This is a genomic window from Geobacter sp. (genome assembly GCA_009684525.1).
Classification (GTDB): Bacteria; Desulfobacterota; Desulfuromonadia; order Geobacterales; family DSM-12255; genus Geoanaerobacter.
The window spans coordinates 1,134,163-1,152,213 of record WKKR01000001.1; the positions used below are offsets into that span (position 1 = coordinate 1,134,163).

At 58.1% G+C, this 18,051-nt stretch carries 18 protein-coding genes; 10 read left to right on the plus strand and 8 right to left on the minus strand.

Features of this window, described 5'->3' with window-relative positions:
• Window positions 1–24 precede the first annotated feature (24 nt).
• The 5 genes from GJT30_05005 to GJT30_05025 form a co-directional block, all read right to left on the minus strand.
• Entirely contained in the window at window positions 25–882 is an 858-nt protein-coding gene (locus GJT30_05005) for a DUF4115 domain-containing protein (GenBank protein ID MSM38966.1), read from the minus strand.
• 8 nt (window positions 883–890) lie between these two features.
• A complete protein-coding gene (locus GJT30_05010; GenBank protein ID MSM38967.1) occupies window positions 891–1,535 on the minus strand; it encodes a tetratricopeptide repeat protein in 645 nt (214 codons plus the stop codon).
• A gap of 222 nt (window positions 1,536–1,757) precedes the next feature.
• Window positions 1,758–2,678: a sugar kinase gene (locus GJT30_05015; GenBank protein MSM38968.1), complete on the minus strand. Its 921-nt coding sequence runs from the start codon at window positions 2,676–2,678 to the stop codon at window positions 1,758–1,760.
• A gap of 25 nt (window positions 2,679–2,703) precedes the next feature.
• Window positions 2,704–3,567, minus strand: coding sequence for an S-methyl-5'-thioadenosine phosphorylase (mtnP, locus tag GJT30_05020; protein MSM38969.1), 864 nt, complete (start codon window positions 3,565–3,567; stop codon window positions 2,704–2,706).
• 257 nt (window positions 3,568–3,824) lie between these two features.
• The gene (locus GJT30_05025; protein ID MSM38970.1) at window positions 3,825–5,459 is read right to left on the minus strand and encodes a HAMP domain-containing protein; all 1,635 of its coding nucleotides are present in this window, start codon (window positions 5,457–5,459) and stop codon (window positions 3,825–3,827) included.
• A gap of 243 nt (window positions 5,460–5,702) precedes the next feature.
• Between GJT30_05025 and GJT30_05030 the strand changes: the two genes are divergently transcribed.
• From GJT30_05030 to GJT30_05045, 4 genes are all read left to right on the plus strand, one after another.
• Window positions 5,703–7,997: a molybdopterin-dependent oxidoreductase gene (locus GJT30_05030; protein ID MSM38971.1), complete on the plus strand. Its 2,295-nt coding sequence runs from the start codon at window positions 5,703–5,705 to the stop codon at window positions 7,995–7,997.
• Between the two features lies 1 nt (window position 7,998).
• A complete protein-coding gene (locus GJT30_05035) occupies window positions 7,999–9,147 on the plus strand; it encodes a hypothetical protein (GenBank protein ID MSM38972.1) in 1,149 nt (382 codons plus the stop codon).
• A gap of 1 nt (window position 9,148) precedes the next feature.
• On the plus strand, window positions 9,149–9,874 hold the full coding sequence (locus GJT30_05040) for a 4Fe-4S dicluster domain-containing protein (GenBank protein ID MSM38973.1): 726 nt from the start codon (window positions 9,149–9,151) through the stop codon (window positions 9,872–9,874).
• 108 nt (window positions 9,875–9,982) lie between these two features.
• Window positions 9,983–10,183 (plus strand): hypothetical protein, encoded by a 201-nt coding sequence (locus GJT30_05045; protein ID MSM38974.1) that lies wholly within the window; start codon window positions 9,983–9,985, stop codon window positions 10,181–10,183.
• A 101-nt stretch (window positions 10,184–10,284) separates the two neighbouring features.
• Here GJT30_05045 and GJT30_05050 read toward each other — a convergent pair whose 3' ends face one another.
• Window positions 10,285–11,676 (minus strand): sulfurtransferase, encoded by a 1,392-nt coding sequence (locus tag GJT30_05050; protein ID MSM38975.1) that lies wholly within the window; start codon window positions 11,674–11,676, stop codon window positions 10,285–10,287.
• A gap of 239 nt (window positions 11,677–11,915) precedes the next feature.
• Between GJT30_05050 and GJT30_05055 the strand changes: the two genes are divergently transcribed.
• From GJT30_05055 to GJT30_05080, 6 genes are read left to right on the plus strand one after another with little or no spacing between them, the layout of a single operon-like run.
• Window positions 11,916–13,733 carry a cytochrome C gene (locus GJT30_05055; GenBank protein ID MSM38976.1) on the plus strand — a complete coding sequence of 606 codons (1,818 nt, stop codon included), beginning with the start codon at window positions 11,916–11,918 and terminating at the stop codon, window positions 13,731–13,733.
• A complete protein-coding gene (locus tag GJT30_05060; GenBank protein ID MSM38977.1) occupies window positions 13,687–14,943 on the plus strand; it encodes a cytochrome C in 1,257 nt (418 codons plus the stop codon). Before GJT30_05055 ends, GJT30_05060 begins: the two co-directional genes overlap by 47 nt.
• Entirely contained in the window at window positions 14,898–15,290 is a 393-nt protein-coding gene (locus GJT30_05065) for a Rieske 2Fe-2S domain-containing protein (GenBank protein ID MSM38978.1), read from the plus strand. Before GJT30_05060 ends, GJT30_05065 begins: the two co-directional genes overlap by 46 nt.
• A gap of 16 nt (window positions 15,291–15,306) precedes the next feature.
• A complete protein-coding gene (locus tag GJT30_05070) occupies window positions 15,307–15,927 on the plus strand; it encodes a DUF4405 domain-containing protein (GenBank protein MSM38979.1) in 621 nt (206 codons plus the stop codon).
• Window positions 15,924–16,358, plus strand: coding sequence for a cytochrome B6 (locus GJT30_05075; GenBank protein MSM38980.1), 435 nt, complete (start codon window positions 15,924–15,926; stop codon window positions 16,356–16,358). The genes GJT30_05070 and GJT30_05075 overlap by 4 nt, the downstream gene beginning before the upstream one ends.
• On the plus strand, window positions 16,334–17,122 hold the full coding sequence (locus GJT30_05080; protein ID MSM38981.1) for a cytochrome C: 789 nt from the start codon (window positions 16,334–16,336) through the stop codon (window positions 17,120–17,122). The genes GJT30_05075 and GJT30_05080 overlap by 25 nt, the downstream gene beginning before the upstream one ends.
• A 31-nt stretch (window positions 17,123–17,153) precedes the next feature.
• On the opposite strand, the gene GJT30_05085 is transcribed toward GJT30_05080, so the two are convergent.
• The gene (locus tag GJT30_05085) at window positions 17,154–17,738 is read right to left on the minus strand and encodes a methyltransferase domain-containing protein (protein MSM38982.1); all 585 of its coding nucleotides are present in this window, start codon (window positions 17,736–17,738) and stop codon (window positions 17,154–17,156) included.
• A gap of 48 nt (window positions 17,739–17,786) precedes the next feature.
• Window positions 17,787–18,050, minus strand: coding sequence for a hypothetical protein (locus tag GJT30_05090; GenBank protein ID MSM38983.1), 264 nt, complete (start codon window positions 18,048–18,050; stop codon window positions 17,787–17,789).
• Window position 18,051: the final 1 nt, after the last annotated feature.

Consider the following 18,051-nt stretch of genomic DNA (forward strand, 5'->3'; position numbering starts at 1 on the left):
TCGTCGGATCAGTTGGGCGGCATCTCACGGATTGGCAACGACCCCTTCGGGGTGCAGGACAATATGGATGTTCCTGCCCGGCGGGCCGAGCGGAGCGAGGGGCTTTCCGTTCAGTTCCGCCTCGACCCCCCCGGCATTCCCGATATCAAGGGTAATGACCTTCTCCGCTTTCCACTCGATGAGATCGCCTGCCTTCAGGTCGTACGGCTGCGACAGTCGGCCGTCTATATCAATGTTGACCCAGCTGTCCTGATTGACCTTGAGTTTGAGGATCACCCCTCCCCGTGGTATATCTCCGGTCTGGGGAGTAGGGAGAGGAGCTGCGGCAGGCGGCACGGTTGCTGCCGCAGGCAAAACAGTGGGGGGCACGGAAGGTGTCTGAACCGCGGAAGACCACGCCGGCTGCACCGGTGATTGCGGCGGTGCCGGGAGTGACAGCTGCTGCGGTACTGGCCGTACTGGCTGGTCCTGATCATCATAGAAAAAGAATGCCAGAACCACAACTACGGCCAGAAGCCCCAGGGGAAACAGCCAGCGGCGCCGGTCCCCACGTGCGCGCCCGAGATCTGCCTTAGCTACCTTTCGCCTGCTCGGGGATGCGGTCTGGGTAATGGGAGGGGCAGTCGCCCGTTCGTAACGAGCAACGGCGTCGTCACCGGAAACACCAAGATACCCGGCATAAATCCTGATGAATCCCTTGCAGTAGGCGGAATTCGGCAGGCGGTCGAAGTCCTCCCTTTCCAGGGCATCCAGATAACTCTTGGCTATCCGGGTCACCTGTGCCGCATCGTCCAGGGAAATGCCACGTGCCTCGCGGCAGGAACGCAGGTAGCCGCCAATTCCGGCTCGTTCCTCCCTTGTATCAACTGATGATTCGGTCAGGGGCAACCTCACTTGAGGAGATCTATATGCTCCCGCGCCAATCGGCCGATGTCGGTATCCGGCACCAGGTTAACCACTTCGCGGAATGCATTCCGGGCAGCTTCGTTCTCTTTCAATTTCAAGAGCGCCAACCCCAGATGGTAATGGGCGTTGGCATACCCCTTGGACAGCTCAATGGCCTTGCGATACTCCTCGATGGCCAATTCGGTCTTACCGAGGGCAAAATAGACCCTCCCCAGGGTAAGACGGCACTGGGGGCTCCGGGGAAAGTTGATGACCGCCGAACGGGAAACCCGTAACGCCTCCTCCTCGTCACCTTTGCCTAGATAGGCAAGCCCCAGGTTGATCTGGGCAGCTTCCTGATTGTGGTAGAAGAGATCGTTCTTTGCCTGACGAAGCTGGTTGATGGCATCGTCCCAGCGCTGCAACTCCATGTATGTCACACCCAGATTATTCCGGGCATCGGAAAAGTCCGGTTTCAGGGCTATGGCCTGCTGGTATTTCTGTGCGGCGATATCCAGCTTACCTTTGCGGAAGTAGGTCATACCCAGAAAGTTCATCAGGGCAGGATCATCCGGTGTGAGTTTCTCGGCCTCGGTAAATTCGACCAGCGCAGAGGTCACGTTCTGTTCGCGAAGGTACGACTCTCCCATCTGGAAGTGATAGGAAGCCTTTTTCCGGTTAGCCTCGCTCAGTGCGCAGGCAGAGCAACAGAGAACCACCAGCAAGAAAAACAACAGTAACCGCCGCACGCTTCCTCCGTAATGGCCCGAACTCCGGCCGGAACCCTCTTCAGTCACGATTGTAGACAGTATGATGGCAAAAATTACCAGAGTCCCAGGGGATTGTCAATGCGGGGTACCCGCCCGACCCCATCAGACGCCCTCTGGCAGCCCCTGGAAGTGAGTCATTGCCTTCATGCTTCTGTAGCGGGCCTCGATCTCCCCGTAGGTAAGCGATTTGAGCCGATTCAGGCTGAAATCCTCGACGGTGAACGACGCCATGACACTGCCGAAGATAATCGCCTGCCTGATCCCCTCTTCAGACAGGTTGCCGGTATTGGCAAGATACCCCATGAAGCCGCCGGCAAAGGTATCACCGGCACCAGTGGGGTCGAAGACCTCTTCCAGCGGATAGGCCGGGGCAGCAAAAACCGTGGTCCCAGTGAACATCAGCACCCCGTATTCCCCCCGCTTGACGATCAGGTTCTTTGCCCCTCTGGCGAGTATCTTCCGGGCTGCCTTGACGAGATTCGCCTCTCCTGAAAGCTGACGTGCCTCGCCCTCATTGATGATGATGAAATCTGCCCTCTCCAGGACCTTCCAAAGGGCATCAGGTTTCGAGGATATCCAGAAGTTCATGGTGTCACAGGCAACAAGGCGGGGGCTTTGCACCTGGTTCAAAACCTCCAGCTGCAACTCAGGATCGATGTTGGCGAGGATCAGATAGTCGGCATCGGCATAGGCGTCGGGGACCACCGGCTTGAAGTCGGCAAAGACATTGAGATGGGTCTCAAGGGTCTGGGCTTCATTCAAATCATAGCCGTAACGTCCCTTCCAGTGAAAGGTCTGGCCGGGGACCCTGGTGAGGCCGGTGAGATCGATATTGCGCGTTCGAAGGAATTCCACATGTTCACGGGGGAAATCTTCTCCAACCACGGCCACCAGGTTCACATCGGTAAAAAAACTGGCCGAAGTGGAAAAATAGGTGGCAGACCCGCCGAGGACATCCTCGACCCTGCCGAACGGGGTTTCCACCGAATCGAAGGCAACCGAACCGACAACCAGAATACTCATGCATGCTCTCCCGGAGATTGAAAGATCAAAGGTATTTGCCGATCAGGAGCGAGAGGTTTTCCCTCGTTTCCGCAGGGATCATCGCCTTGTCGCTGATGATCGCGTACTGCAGGGCAGTGGCACAGGGGCAACCGCGTTCCGACGCGATTTTCCCCACAGCATGCCGGATGATATTCTTAGCCATAGTCACGTTGCTCTTGATGATCGCCAGAACCGCCTCGATGGAGACATCCTCATGCCCTCCATGCCAGCAGTCGTAATCGGTGGAAAGGGCGATGATACCGTAGCAGAGTTCGGCCTCACGTGCCAGCTTTGCCTCAGTGAGATTGGTCATGCCGATCACTGCCGCACCAAAGCTGCGGTACATGTACGATTCAGCCCGGGTGGAAAAGGCAGGCCCTTCCATGCAGACATAGGTCCCACCCTTGTGCACTGTGGCGCCAGCCTGCAGCGAGGCATCGTAGAGAACCTGCGAGAGGTCGAGGCAAACCGGATCGGCGAACTGGGTATGGGCCACGATGCCGTTACCGAAGAAGGTGTCTTTGCGGATACCCTTGGTCCGGTCGATGAACTGGTCGGGGATGACGATGTGACCCGGAACGATCTCCTCCTTCATGCTCCCCACCGCCGAAACCGAGATGATCCTTTCAACCCCCAGGCTCTTCATACCGTAAATGTTGGCACGATAATTCACTTCCGTGGGGAGCAGGCGATGCCCTCGGCCATGCCGGGGGAGAAAGACCATCCTGAGTCCGTCCAATGTGCCGGTAACATACTCGTCGGATGGGTTTCCGAACGGGGTATCGACCGTGACCGTCCGGATGTCGGTCATTCCTTCCATCTCGTACAATCCGCTCCCGCCGATAACTCCGATGACTGGTACGCCCACAGTTCCTCCCTTACCCCGTCAGCAAAGACCGGGAAATCATTCATAGCCACAGCTGGCTGCTCTGCAATCCATCACTAATACCTTTCGGGGCAGCGGCATGTCAACAGGATTTCAGCCGCTTCGCGGCAAAAAAGAAGGCGTAACGCTCTGGCGCTACGCCCCGACCTGCTTCGTTCTACCCCTCCCAGCCGTTCGAACCCCTTCACGGGAAGCCGGTATGCGCTCGCCGGTCCCGTAACAGCCACGAAAACAACCGTCTATGCCCTGAGCTTGAACCTCCCCACCAGGCGCTGCAGTTCATCTGCCAGACTGGATAGCTTGTGGGCCGCCTCGGACGATTCGGAAGCATTTCTGGCCGAACCATGGACGACCTCGGTAACCTGGTGGATGTTGTTGCTGATCTCGCTGGTCGTGGCGGTCTGTTCCTCGGCAGCAGTGGCGATCTGGTTCACCTGCATGGTAACTTCGTTGATCTGGGTGATGATTTCTTCCAGCGCAGCGCCGGAGCGGGAAGCATCCGCCATGCCGACCTCCACCTCCTTGACCCCGCTCTCCATGGATGCAACGGCAGTGCGGGTATCCTGCTGGATGGCCTTGATCATCGCCCCTATTTCCTTGGTGGCCTTGGTTGTGCGCTCTGCCAGCGCACGAACCTCGTCGGCCACCACGGCGAATCCACGCCCCTGTTCACCGGCGCGAGCCGATTCGATGGCGGCATTGAGAGCCAGCAGATTGGTCTGCTCGGCGATCTCCTCAATGGTACCGATGATGGTGCCGATCTCGTCGGAGCGTTTCCCCAGGCTCTTGATGGTCTGTGCCGACTCCCGTACCCGTTCGGCAATCCGGGTCATACCGGCAACGGTTTCCTGGACCACCGCCGCTCCGTTGACAGCACTGCTGCTCGCTCCCTGGGACCCCTGCGCGGCATTGGTGCAGTTGAAGGCGATTTCCATGGAAGTGGCGGCCATCTCCTCGCTGGCAGTGGCGACTGTGGAAACCTGCGCAGCCATCTCTTCCGTACCGGTGGCGATCTGCTCGGCACTGGAGGTAAGGGCGTTGGCAGCCATGGCCACCTGATTGCTGTTGCGGGTCACCGTCGTCATGATTTCGTTCAGGTTGGCAGTCATGGTATTCATGGCCTGCGCCAGTTGGCCGGTCTCATCCCGCGACTGCAACTCCAGTTGATCGGTCAGGTCCCCCTCGGCGATCTGTTCCGCCATATCGACCACCTGCCTGATCGGCCTGGTTATCATACGAGCGCTGAAAATCCCGAGGACCAGCGCCAACGCCACCCCGGCAATGGAAAAGATAACCGTCTGAATGATTGCACTCTGGGCGGTATGGTCATTGCGTTGCTTGCGCACCGTGGCTTCCTGAATCTTGGTCTCGATGAGCCTCCTGATCGACGCCTCTATGGCAACCTCAGTTTCCAGCGCCTGGCTGCGCACCAGCTCCAGGGCTTCTTCCTTTTTATCTGCCAGCTGCAGGCGGACCACCTCTTGCCAGATGGGCATGTACGAATCGATCAGCCCCTTGACCGCATCGAAATCCTTGCGTCCCTCACCCTGCTCGACGCTCGGCTCGAACTCCTTGAGCAGGTTGTTGACGTCCTCATACCGTTTCTTCACCCCGGCCGCGTTAGCTTCCATCCTGTCGCGGTCCGTATCGAGCATCATCCCCCGCAGGTTGACCCGGGCCTTTTGCGAAGCCATAGCCAATTGCACCAGGGTACCGAGCGGCTTCGTACTCAGTTCATACAATGCCTTGGACTCATTATTGATCTGGACAATCATCCGGATACCCACAAAACCGATCACGCCAGCGATTGAAGCGACGAGCACGTAGCTTACCAGCATCTTCGTTGCGATTTTGAGGTTTCTGTACCAGTTCATTTGCTTGCTCCCCGATATTGGTAGTCCGACTGCAGCACTCTAATTTTCATATTCGGAGATTTCTATTATTAACTTGAGATGAAATTTTTTCATGAACGTATACATAAAATTCACCTTACCACCACCCCGTCATGTATCTATTCAAAAAATATAATAATGCAAATTAGTTAACCCATCATAATGTATACACTTAAAGTTTTCTTGAATTATGCCGACAATATTGTATAATTCCAATAATTCGATATGTCTGTATGGGAGGTGCCGATTTTGAGCGTCAAGCTATCACGCAGATCTTTCCTCAAGGTTTCTGGCACTGCGACGGCAGGACTCTCCGTTGCAGCCGCCATGCCCGAAAAATTTCTGTCCTGGGCCGAAACAGGGCAGGAAGAGCTGCAACAAATCCCGACCTTCTGCGAACTCTGCTTCTGGAACTGCGGTCTGATCGCCAAGGTACAGAACGGCAAGGTCGTCAAGGTGGACGGCAACCCCCTCAGTGAACGGGGACGAGGGCGTCTCTGCGGCCGAGGTAATGCTGCGCTGGGGTCACTCTACGACCCTGACCGGTTGAAATACCCGATGATCAACACCGGCAAACGAGGGGAACCGAAGTGGAAAAGGGCAAGTTGGGACGAGGCACTCGGCCTGATCGCCCAGAAGCTGCAGGCCATCAAAGAAAAATGCGGCCCCGAAGCGGTTGCCCTTTTTTCTCACGGCACAGGCGGAGCATTCTGGAAACATCTACTCAAAGCATACGGCAGCGGCAACTACACCGCTCCCTCCTTTGCACAGTGCAGGGGCCCCCGTGATGTCGGCTTCTCGCTCACCTTCGGCGACGAAGTAGGCTCTCCCGAGTACTATGATTTCAGGGAAAGCCGCTTTATCGTCCTGATCGGTTCGCACCTGGGAGAAAACGCCCACAACAGCCAGGTCCAGGATTTTGTCCTCGGTCTGGAACGAGGCGCCAAGCTCTGCGTGGTCGATCCGCGGTTGTCCAACGCTGCCGCCAAGGCAGATTACTGGCTTCCCATCCGCCCGGCAACCGACATGGCCCTGCTGCTGGCCTGGATCAATGTCATTGTCAACGAAGGGCTCTACGACGCCGATTACCTGCAATCCTACGCCACCGGTCTGCCGGAACTGAAGACCGCAGTTCAGGAATATACTCCTGAATGGGCGGAAAAAGAGACCGACATCCCGGCCGCCACCATCTACACGGTAGCCCGTGAACTGGCAGCCAACAAGCCGAACGTGATCGTTTCCGGCGGCCGCTTCAGCGCCTGGTACGGCGATGATGCCCAACGGAGCCGGGCCATCGCCATCATCAATGCCCTGCTCGGCACCTGGGGCCGACCCGGCGGCATTTACTTCCCATCAAAAGGCTCAGTACCCGAATATCCGGGCATTCCCGCCTATCCGGAACATCGGGAAGGCCTCCCCACTCTGGATGCGCCCTATCCCTTCGCGTTCTCCCAAACCACAACCACCATCCGCGAAGTGACCATCTCCGAGGGATGCGCCACGGGACCCAATGCTTCGAAACAGACAACGACCTCCATTCGGGAAGCCACCGCAGCGGGTGCCCCCCACCAGATGCACGGATGGCTGGTATACGGCTGCAACCTGCTGAAAACCATGCCCGACCGGAACGAGACCATCAAAGCGATCCAAAACCTCGATCTGATGGTTGCCATCGACATCCTGCCAAACGACATCATCAATTGGGCCGATGTGGTCCTTCCCGAATGCACCTACCTTGAGCGCTTCGACATGCTCTCAACCGGCAAATTCCGGGACACTTTCGAAGTTTCGATCCGCCAGCCGGCTATGGAACCGATGTGGGAAAGCAAACCCTCCTGGTGGATCACCAAGGAACTGGCAAAGATCATGGGGCTGGAAGCATATTTCCCCTGGAAGGATGGCGAAGATTACCTGCGGACCCGCTGTCAGACCGGGAATTTGAATTACGATGAACTGAAAAAAAAGGGAATTCTCTCCTTTAGCGATAAATCCAACCCGTACATCACCGAGACAAACCAGCCCGAGTTTCCCACGCCATCGGGCAAGATTGAACTCTACTCGGCGCAGTTGGCTGAAAAAGGGTTCGATCCCGTGCCCAAATACACAAAACATCCGCAACCGCCGACCGGTTTTCTCCGCCTGCTCTACGGCAGATCACCGCTCCATACATTTTCCCGTACCACCAACAACTTCATGCTCACTGACTTGGTGCCGGCAAACTCGCTCCTAATCAACAAGAAGACCGCTCTCATGCTCGGTCTGGCCAATGGGCAAGAGGTTCGCCTGGAAAACCAGGCCGGCTTCAAATCGCCGGGAAAGGTCAAAGTCCATTTTTCACAGCGCCTGCGTGAAGACTGCGTCTACATGGCCCATGGGTTCGGCGTCCACTCCAAAGGGATGACCCGTGCAGACAACAAGGGGATCGGTGACGAGGAAATGCTCGACAAGTACACCATCGACCCCCTCATGGGTGGAACTAGCATGAGATCCAACTTTGTCAAGATCGTAAAGGGGATATGACATGCAGATATTCGGAGTCCTTCTACCGGAAAAACAGTTATTGTCAGACTATTTCAGACAGTTCATGCAAGGCAAAGGGGGGATAATCGTCTACCTGTCGCTCATGGGATTATTGCTGGGCGGTTTCGGCATCGGTTGCATCTTCGTCCTGGGGCACGGGCATACGACCAATACATCGAGCATCGTACCGTGGGGGCTCCAGATATCCACCTACGTCTATTTTGCCCTTGTGAGCGGCGGCTGCATATTTACCAACTTTTTCGGTAATATGTTTTTTCATGAAAAATATGCGCCACTGGCTTCGCGGGTTATCTTCATGGGCCTGATAACCGCGATTGCCGGATTTGCATCACTGGCATCCGAACTCGGGCATGTAGAGCGGATGTACATGTTCTTACTTTCACCGAATCCCACATCTCCCATGTTCTGGATGTCTGTCTGGTATACCGCCGATATAACCATCCTGCTGGTAGAATACATCAACATCCAGCGGCACAGACATTCCAAGGCGATGCTGTATGCTTCGTTCATCATTCCCGTCATCACCTACTGCTCCCTGGGAAGCCTGTTCGGGGCAGTCGGAACCATGCCGTACTATTACAGCTCCCTGTTGCCGATCTACTTCCTTTTTTCCGGTTTTCTGACCGGCAATGCGCTCTGTGCCATAATCGCAGCGTTCTATTTCCGTAATTCAGGCGGCTATCGCATGGTGCGGCCTTTTTTCAGGATGCAGAAAATTGCAATCTCCACGGTATTTGTCCTTACCTTCTGCCGTATCATCATCGGACTCGCGAACAACCTGAGCGGGTATGAGGTGTTCCGCGAGACATTCCTGCAGAATGTCGTCCTCGGCATCGGAGTCGCTCTTGTCGTTCCCTTCATCATCCTCATGTACAGACGCACTCTGGGAGGACTGATCCTTTCCAGCCTGCTGGTACTGGGGACACAGTTCATGTCACGGCTCGACCTGGTCGTTGAAGGGTTCCGCGTCCCGGTGTTCCGTGTCTATGACATGCCAGAGCGCATCAATTACATGCCGTCCATTTTCGAGATGCTGGTTGTTGTTGCTTCGGTTTCAATTGTCGTATTGGTATATGTAATCGGTGAGAAGACCGGGTTGTTTGAAATCGCGAGAAAGGAGATCCATTGATATGGATACCTTTGCACATAAGGACCATAAGGACATTCTGGAGATCATGCATGAAGACCTGCAACGTGCGCTCAAGAAGCCACGCAACCAGCGTCGATGGGGCATGGCCATCGACCTGAAGAAGTGCATCGGTTGTCACGCCTGCACCACCGGCTGCATGTCGGAAAATCTGACGCCGCCGGACATTCATTACCGGCCGGTCAAGGAAGAGGAGATCGGCGAATTTCCCAACGTCTCCATGCGCTTTTTGCCCCGCCCCTGCATGCAGTGCGACGCCCCCACCTGCACCTCGGTCTGCCCGGTCACGGCCACGTACAAAAGGGACGACGGCATCGTTGTCATCGACTACAAGAAATGCATCGGCTGCCGCTATTGCCTGGTGGCTTGCCCTTATGGCGCCCGCTCCACCGATGTCGGACACTTTTACACCGGTGACATGAAGGGGCAGACCTATGAAGTGGAGAATTCGGGGGAATACGGTAAGACCTTCAAACGGAAAAGCCACTGGCACTCCCCCATCGGCAATGCCAGAAAGTGCCACTTCTGTATCCACCGCATCGAAAAGGGCGAACTGACGCGCTGCACCACCACCTGCCTGGGGCATGCGACCTATTTCGGCGACCTCAACGATCCGCAGAGCCTTATCGTCAAACTGGTCTCCAAATTGAATGTCTTCAGATACAAGGAAGAACTGGGAACAAAGCCATCTGTCTTCTACATCGTCTGATCGCCACGGAAATGTTGTCGCTAACATTTCCGGCACAGAAGGTGCTTGATTGTCAGATACGTATCCGGTAAAATCCGGGCAATAAAACCAGCATTAAGGAGGAATCACATGAAGAGAATCATCGCACTGCTTGCTGCCGCACTGCTCACCCTGAGCCTCTCCGGTCTTGCCTTTGCCGAAGAGCCGAAAAAGGACGAAGCTGCCGCAAAAGAGGTAAAGAAAGACGCCAAGAAGGACAAGAAAGACGCCAAAAAAGAAAAAAAAGACGAAAAAAAACCGATGAAGAAGAAAGAGGCTGCCGGCTGCTAGGCCGCCCCAGGCCGTTGCTACAATAAAACCCCGGATGGCCTTGCCATCCGGGGTTTTTTCATGCAGGTGCAACTCTCCTCAGCAGGTTTCCGCAAAGGGAACTATTTGCTGATCTCCACGCTGCCGTCATCGAAGAAAAGTTTGGCATTCAGGAAATGGATGTTGGTATAGCCCTTTGCCTTGAGGGTATGATAGGCCATCTCTGCCTGGGTGCCGGTGTTGCAGTAAGCGACGATCTTCTTGTCCTTGGGGAGCTTTGCCAGGTTCTGGTCGATATCGGCTGCCGGGATGTTCACTGCCCCCTTGATCGACCCTTCCTTGACCTCTTCGGGCAGCCTGACATCCACAAGAATGGTGTCCGCCGGGATGGCAGTCAGGTATTTCCTGAACTCCTCGACGTCGATCTCGCCCGGCTTCGGCTTGGGCACAAAAACGATCTTCGTTGCGAGCGCGCCGGTTGCCACCGGCAGTTTCGCCTGCTCCCATCCGGCAATGCCGTCACGCAGCACAACCACGTTCGCATAGCCGGCTTCGGCGATCTTTGCAGCCACAGACGCAGCATTCTCCGTCCCATCCGCATCGTATACGATGATCGGTGCCTTCATCTTCTTGTCGGGCAGCGATTTGAGCGACTTCTCGTCCACTTCCGTAAAGGTCACCGCTCCGGGGATGAAACCCTTTTCTGCCGCCGCTGGCTTACGGGTGTCAAGCAGGACGAACGGCATATCCTTGTAGGCATCCTTGAAATCCTTTGCCAGGGTTACCCCGTAGTGCTTGTTGAACCATTCGGGCATCCCTTCGACGAAAACCTTGGCATTGGTGTACCCAAGTTTTTTTGCCTTCTGCAACGAACCGGGGCTCATGTTGCAGGTGACGCCGCTGCAGTAGAAAATGACCAAGCTGTTCTTGTCCGCTGGCAGACGGTCAACCATCTTGTCAAACTGGGGAAACGGCAGGCTGATTGCCGTGGGGATGGCTCCCTCCTTGAACTTGGGACCGGGGCGGGAATCGATCAGGGTATATTTTCCCTTCTGCGGCCCCTGTGCCACGAGCTTTTCCACGTCGCCGCTAGAGATTTTCTCGGCGTCTGAGATTTTGACCGGCGGCTTGGAGGAGACAACCTGGGCGTACTTGGAGCCATCCTTCTCAGTATACTCGATACGGACTTCGTGCCCCTTCTTGATACTCCGCAACTGCTTCTCCACGTCGCCCTTCTCACCCGTGTTCAGCACCTGCAGTTTGCTCTTGTCGAACTTGAGGATCTCTGCACGGTTGTCGACCTTCAACTGGATCGACGATGATTTCATGGCAACGCTTTCCCAATGCCCGCGCAGGTTATTGGCCTGCGGCTTGTGGCAGTTAAGACATATCTTGGCATCTGAGGGGAGTGCCGATGTCTGATCGGCTGCAGTTGCAACCGACCATGATACCATCAGTGCGCTGAATGCCAGCGAACCGGAGATGAATCGCCAATGCCTGTTTCGTTGAACCATGTACTACCCCCTTTTCATTTGTTGTGGCTGTCTGTTTACCTATTGCTATCGTCGGAGGATCATGCCAATATTCATCAACCAATTTATATTACTTTTGTAATATTTACCAGAAAAATGGCATAATTGTCATAGTTATACCGGAATTATTTCACTTGACAACCGAACACCGGAAAGCGACCATCCCCTCCGTGTCAGCACGCCTTCACTCGACAAGCGCATGGCTCGTCCGCGCACTTTTCATCGGCCTCGTCATCTGGGGAAATGCCGGTTGTTCGCCCCCCGCACCGCATCGCACATCGTGCCTCGCCTGTCATAAAGGGATTGAGACGGTCTCGCCCAGTCATCCCGAGTGTCCGGGATGCCATGGCGGCAACGATAAGCAGTCTGGCGCCAAAGAGGCACACCGGGGCATGCTCGGCCCCAGGAACCCGTCCGACCATCGGAACTGGGAAAAGGGGTGCGGCCCCTGCCACCCTTATCAGCTGGGGCGTCTGCGGGGAAGCCTCATGTACACCAACACCGGCATGATCCGCAACATTCAGCTGACCTGGGAGGGAGCTGACGGCAAGCTGTACGCCACACGCGGCGGGGACACCTTCGACGCCACGGGAAAACCGCTGAAACTCAAGCCGGTAGAGGAACTGGACAACCTCTCCGGCGCACTCTATCGTAAATTCTGCTCCCGCTGCCATATCGGAGCGGAAGTCGGCGACTCAACCGGTTCCAGCCATGCGGGAGGATGCGCTGCCTGCCATTTCCCGGTCAACGACGACGCGACCTATACCGGGAATGACCGGGAAATGCGGAACAGGAAACCCTACTCTGCAACTCACCGGATGGAGCCGCTCCCCCCGAACCAGGTCTGCAGCAGGTGCCACAACCGGAGCGGCAGAATCGCCCTTTCCTACCAGGGGCTCTACGACGGCAACAACGGTCATGTCCCCACCAGAAGCGGGCAGTCCGGTCCCGTCCCCCTCTCCGGGAACCGGAATGCCGTGCATATCGCTCCCGACATCCATGCCGCTGCCGGCATGGAATGCATCGACTGCCATACCTCGCGCGACATCATGGGGGACGGCTACAGCTATCAGAACCTCTACCACCAGGTGGAGATTGCTTGCGAAGACTGTCACGGCGGGACCGCCCCACCCACCTACCGGGTGATAACCGGTGATGGCGACGAAGCGGTACGCGAATCCCGCGGCTACAAGATGCAGATGCGCCCCGGCATGGCCATGGTGCTCACTGCCAAGGGGCGCACCTATTCCAACGTGTTCGTGAAGGATGGCAAGGTGCAGGTACTGGGGAAACGGAGCGGCAAGATCTTCACCGCCAAGGTCGTCACCGGCACCCCGGAACATACCGTCGTCGGCCACCAGCGGCTGGAATGCCACTCCTGCCATTCGCGGACCGTGGTCCAGTGCTATGGCTGCCACACCACCTATGACCTGAGGGAAAACGGCATGGATTTCATCACCGGGGAAAAGAGCCCCGGGATGTTCTCAGAAACCGAAGACTACCGGATGCTCTACCCTTTCCCACTGGCAGTGAACCAGCGCGGCCGGATTTCCGCGGTCACACCCGGTTGCCAGACCTTTATCACGGTGATCGACGAAGAAGGCAACAAGCTGCGCAACGAAGACGTGGCCCACTTCAAGGGGAAACGACAGCTCAGGTTCGCGCCATTCTTTTCCCACAACACCGGGAAAAAGGCGGTCGGCTGCCGCGAATGCCACGCCAACCCCCGATTTCTCGGGTTCGGCCAGCATGTGATCGAGGGCGCAGATATCATGGGCACGCTCATGTGCGACAAGTGCCCGGACAAACCGCTGGACGGATTTCTCACCATGGACGACGGCCGGGTCCGGGCCTTTGCCGCCATCACCCGGGAGCATTCTCGGCCCCTGAACAGCGGCGAGGTCCGCAGGGTCTTCAAGGTCAACCTCTGCATCACCTGTCACGACAAGGCGCGGGACAAGGATGCCATTTACGCGAAAAAACTGGAGTATCGTGCGCTGGACGACACTGTACATAAGCGCCTGCTTGGTCGCCCTTAACATCGGCCTTGGCCATGCAGCGGAAAACTGCCGCGTCTGCCACCGCGTGGAGATGGCCGGCGCGCATCGTTCCCTGGCCTGCCTCTCCTGCCATGTGAGCGAATCCGCAACGGTTGCCAATCCTGCCGCCGCCACCGGTGAGGCAGCCCCGTGCAACAGCTGCCACCGCGGCTTTGCTGCCATTTTCGACCATGTCATGGCCACGCGCAGCCGGGAGCGGGCCTTTGCCGACCGCAGCTTCACCAAAGTCGATCCGAATTTCTACCGCAAGAACTGCAACTCGTGCCATCTCAAGGGATGCCTGGACTGTCACCAGGGGGGAGGACACCGGATCGGCACGGCGAGCGCCGACCTCTGCCTCAACTGTCATCGCGGTTATTTCGTGGGCAACGACTACTTCGGTCGCGCCCCCCGTGAGGACAGTCTCCGCTACCAGCGGGGCAAGCGCTTCCAGGGGGAATACTACCTCACCATGCGCCCCGACATCCACGCCGAGAAAGGGTTGACCTGCGGCGACTGCCATTCCATGCAGAGCCTGGCCCAGGGGCAAAAAAGCGCCAAGGAGTGCACGGACTGCCACCGCATCAGTAGCCGGCCGGTGGAGCACCGGATCAGGGCTCACCTGGAAAAGCTGGAATGCTACGCCTGCCACAGCGCCTGGGCACCCCAGGAATACGGCAGCTTCTTCCTCCGCTTTACCGACAGCCCGACGCGGGAGGATTTCTGGCTGAAATGGGATGAAACCTCAGGTGAATACCTGCGCAGCGCCTATCTGCGCAAGCAGGACTCGCCGCCGCTCGGCCTGAACGCACGCGGCAGGATCAGCCCGATCCGACCCCAGTTCATCGTCTATTACACCCATATCGTGAGGGATCGTGCAGAGGGGAGGGAAAACCAGCTGCTGGCAGCGGAATGGAAGGCCTATTTCCCCCATACCATCCGGCGCGGCACCGTCATGTGCGACGACTGCCACGATTCTCCGCGCCGCTTCCTGTTGGAAAGCAGCCAGGACCGTATCTACCGGCTGGAGGAAGACGGCATGACCCTGGGATCGTTCTGGGATCAACGGGGCCAGACCGTGATCAACGGAGCGTTCCTGCCGGAGGCACGCTATCGCCGGCTTTCCGCCCGGACAAACGCTTTTCAGAAAGGCTATCTGGAAAAATGGCAGACGTTCGTCAATCGCGTCGACGGTTCCTCGTCGCGCTGACCGCCGGCATTGCCGCACTGGCGGGGCTCGGCCGGTTTCTGCGCCCCCGAAAGGTCCCGCAACGGGAGATCCTCAGCGCCCCGCTGGCCGACATCCCGGCTGACAGCGCCCTGGTCTTCCGCGAGGAGCGGGTAGCGGTCGTCCGCAGCGAAAGCGGCTACTATGCACTGAGCCTGGTCTGCACCCACCTGGGCTGCACCGTCTCGGTCGGCGCCAGCGGGCTCTTCTGCCCCTGCCACGGCAGCGTCTTCGACAGGGAGGGGCGCGTCGTCAAAGGGCCGGCCACCAGGCCGCTTCCCCGTCTCACGGTAGCGGTCAGGGGAGACCGGCTGGTCGTTTCCGGCTGAGAGGAGAAGTAATCGCGTGTTCCGAGATTTTATCCGCCATCTCTTTCCCCGAGTGGTCCTGAAGAGGAACCTGGCCATCTCCTATACCTTCTGCCTGGGAGGGCTCGCCTTTAGCGCCTTTCTCCTCCTCATGGCATCGGGGGTGCTCCTGGCCTGCCACTACCAGCCCGCACCGGAACGTGCCTATGCCTCCATCCTGGTCCTGGAACGGGAGGTCTGGGGAGGGCTCTACCTCCGGAGTCTGCACCGGCTCGCCTCGCACCTGTTCCTGATCCTCCTCTTCCTGCACACCCTGCGAGTGCTTCTCACCGGAGCCTACCAGCGCCCCCGCCAGCTCAACTGGGTCATCGGCTGCTGCCTCCTCGGCATCGGGCTCTTCACCGGATATACCGGCTACCTCCTGCCGCTGGACCAGCTTGCCTACTGGGCCACCCAGACCGGCATGGAGCTGCTCCTGGCTCTGCCGTTAGGAAGCATCATCCATGGCATCCTCGTTCCCGACCAGGTCGGGGCGCCGCTGTCGCTGCTCCGCTTCTACATCCTCCATGTCGCCATCCTGCCGGTGGCGATCCTTGCCCTCTCCTGCCTCCATTTCTACCGGGTGAGGAAGAACAAAGGAATTCTCCCCTACCTATGACACCAGATCGTTACGGAAAACAGGATTTCATCAAGAGTTCGCCCCACTTCTTCCGACTCATCTACGGCGCGCTGCTCATTTTCCTCGTCCTTGCCCTCTGCGGCGGGGTCCTGCTGCCGGCCCCCCTGCTCGGCCCGGCCGATCCGGGCAACCCGCCCAACCCGGCCAAGTCGGCCTGGTTCCTCCTCTGGATCCAGGAACTGGTCAGTTACAGCACCGTTCTCATCTACCCTGCCCTGGCCACGGGGCTCCTCTTCCTCCTCCTCCCCTGGCTGCCGCTCCATCGCCACGCCTGGCGCGCCTCCTGGCTGCCGCGCGGACAGCTGGCCGTCAACATCATCACCTTGGCCGTCTTTAGCCTGATCATCATCCTCACCTGCGTTGCCGCATACCTTCGGGGGCCCCAATGGTCGTTCGTCACGCCATTCTGATTTTTCCTCTACTGGCGGCCCTCTCCACAGACGCCTTTGCCGCGAGCCTGGCCTGTCTCACCTGCCACCCGCCCCACCACGTGGAGTTGGGCAGCTGCACCGGCTGCCACCGCGGCGACGGCCGTTCCCTGCGCATGGAGATAGCCCACCGGGACCTGGTCCCCGGCAACCTTGCCCGACACCGGCTCCCCAACGACCCGGCAGTTGCCCGCGGCACGGAATGGCTGAAAAAAGCGGCCTGCCGTCGCTGCCACACCACCAACGGTACCGGCAATCGCCTGGCCGGCAACCTGGACCGCCTCTCGCACCGCCATCCCCGGACGCTCCTGGCATCCATCCGTGAACCGGTCGCGTTCATGCCCGATTTCCGCTTCGACGAGCCGACAGCCGCAGATCTGGTGAATGCCATCCTGGCAGGTGCGGCAAAGCAGAGGGGAAATGCCGCAGAGCCGCCGCTGGTGGTCCGATTCAGTAAAGGGGATGACCTGCGGGAGAACATCTTCGTCAAACGGTGCGGCGGCTGCCACCGGATGCTGACAACGCGCCTCGGGGGGGTGGGCAGAGGGGATGTGGGACCGAATCTCTCGGGTCTTCTGACAAAGTTCTACCCGGCGAACTATGGACGGGGTGAGCCCTGGACCCGGGACCGGCTGGAAAAATGGCTGGCGAATCCGCGGCAGAGCAGGCCCCTGGCGCGGATGCAACCGGTAAAACTGGAGAAAAAGGAGTTTCGGGGCCTGCTGGAGATGTTTGCGGTACGGTAAGCCCTGCCAGAGAGAACCGCCAGAGCCTTTCTCACCTGGCCCCGACGATCTGCACCACCGATGCCAGGCCGGTGTGGTACGTCCCCTCCACGACCTCCCGCACGATCTCGCAGGCATGGACCATCTTCAGCCCTGCCAGCTCAGTACGCAGATCGGCCAGCGACATGAGCAGCTCCACGTTTGGCGGGCCGCCGGTGCCTCGTCCGAGCTGCTGCGGTGTGAAACCTTCGAGGATGAAGACCCCTCCCGGCTTGAGCCCCCTGACCACGGCACTGTGAAGCGGCACGCGCAGCTCCCGCGGCAGATGGCAGAAAATGGAGACAATCCCCTCCCAGCTAGCAGGTTCTATGGGATAGTCACGCAGATCGGCCAGGACGGTGGTTATGGTAACTCCCTGCTCGACGGCAAGCTGCTGCGCCTTCTCCAACCCCACCTCGGAAGAATCCACGGCAACCACTTCGTAGCCACAGGATGCAAGGAAGACTGCATTGCGTCCCTCCCCTTCGGCAAGGCAGAGCACCCTCCCCGGGGGTATCGCCCCGGACATGGAAACAAGAAAGTCGTTGGGTTTCGTGCCGTAGATATAGCCCGGCTGGCTGTAACGCTCATTCCACATGAATATGCTCCGGAAAATAGCAGTAATGCAGGCAGGTGCGATACGTCGTCAGCTCCGGGAAGAATCCCGCTGCATCCGCTCGATCGTCTGCCTGATCTCTCCCAGGGTAACCCCGTCGCCGAAACAGCCGACCCCGGCATAGGGATCGTAGTCATGCAGCTGCCGGAGCAGGGTCTGCAGCTCCCCTTCTTTTCCCTGCAGCAGCTCCGAAGATGCGGCTACGGCATCGATCTCCGCCAGAAGGGCCTCGGGGAGGTCTTCGTGGTTATGGGCCGCTGTAACTATCTGCACAATGAGCCCGCCGATCGTCATC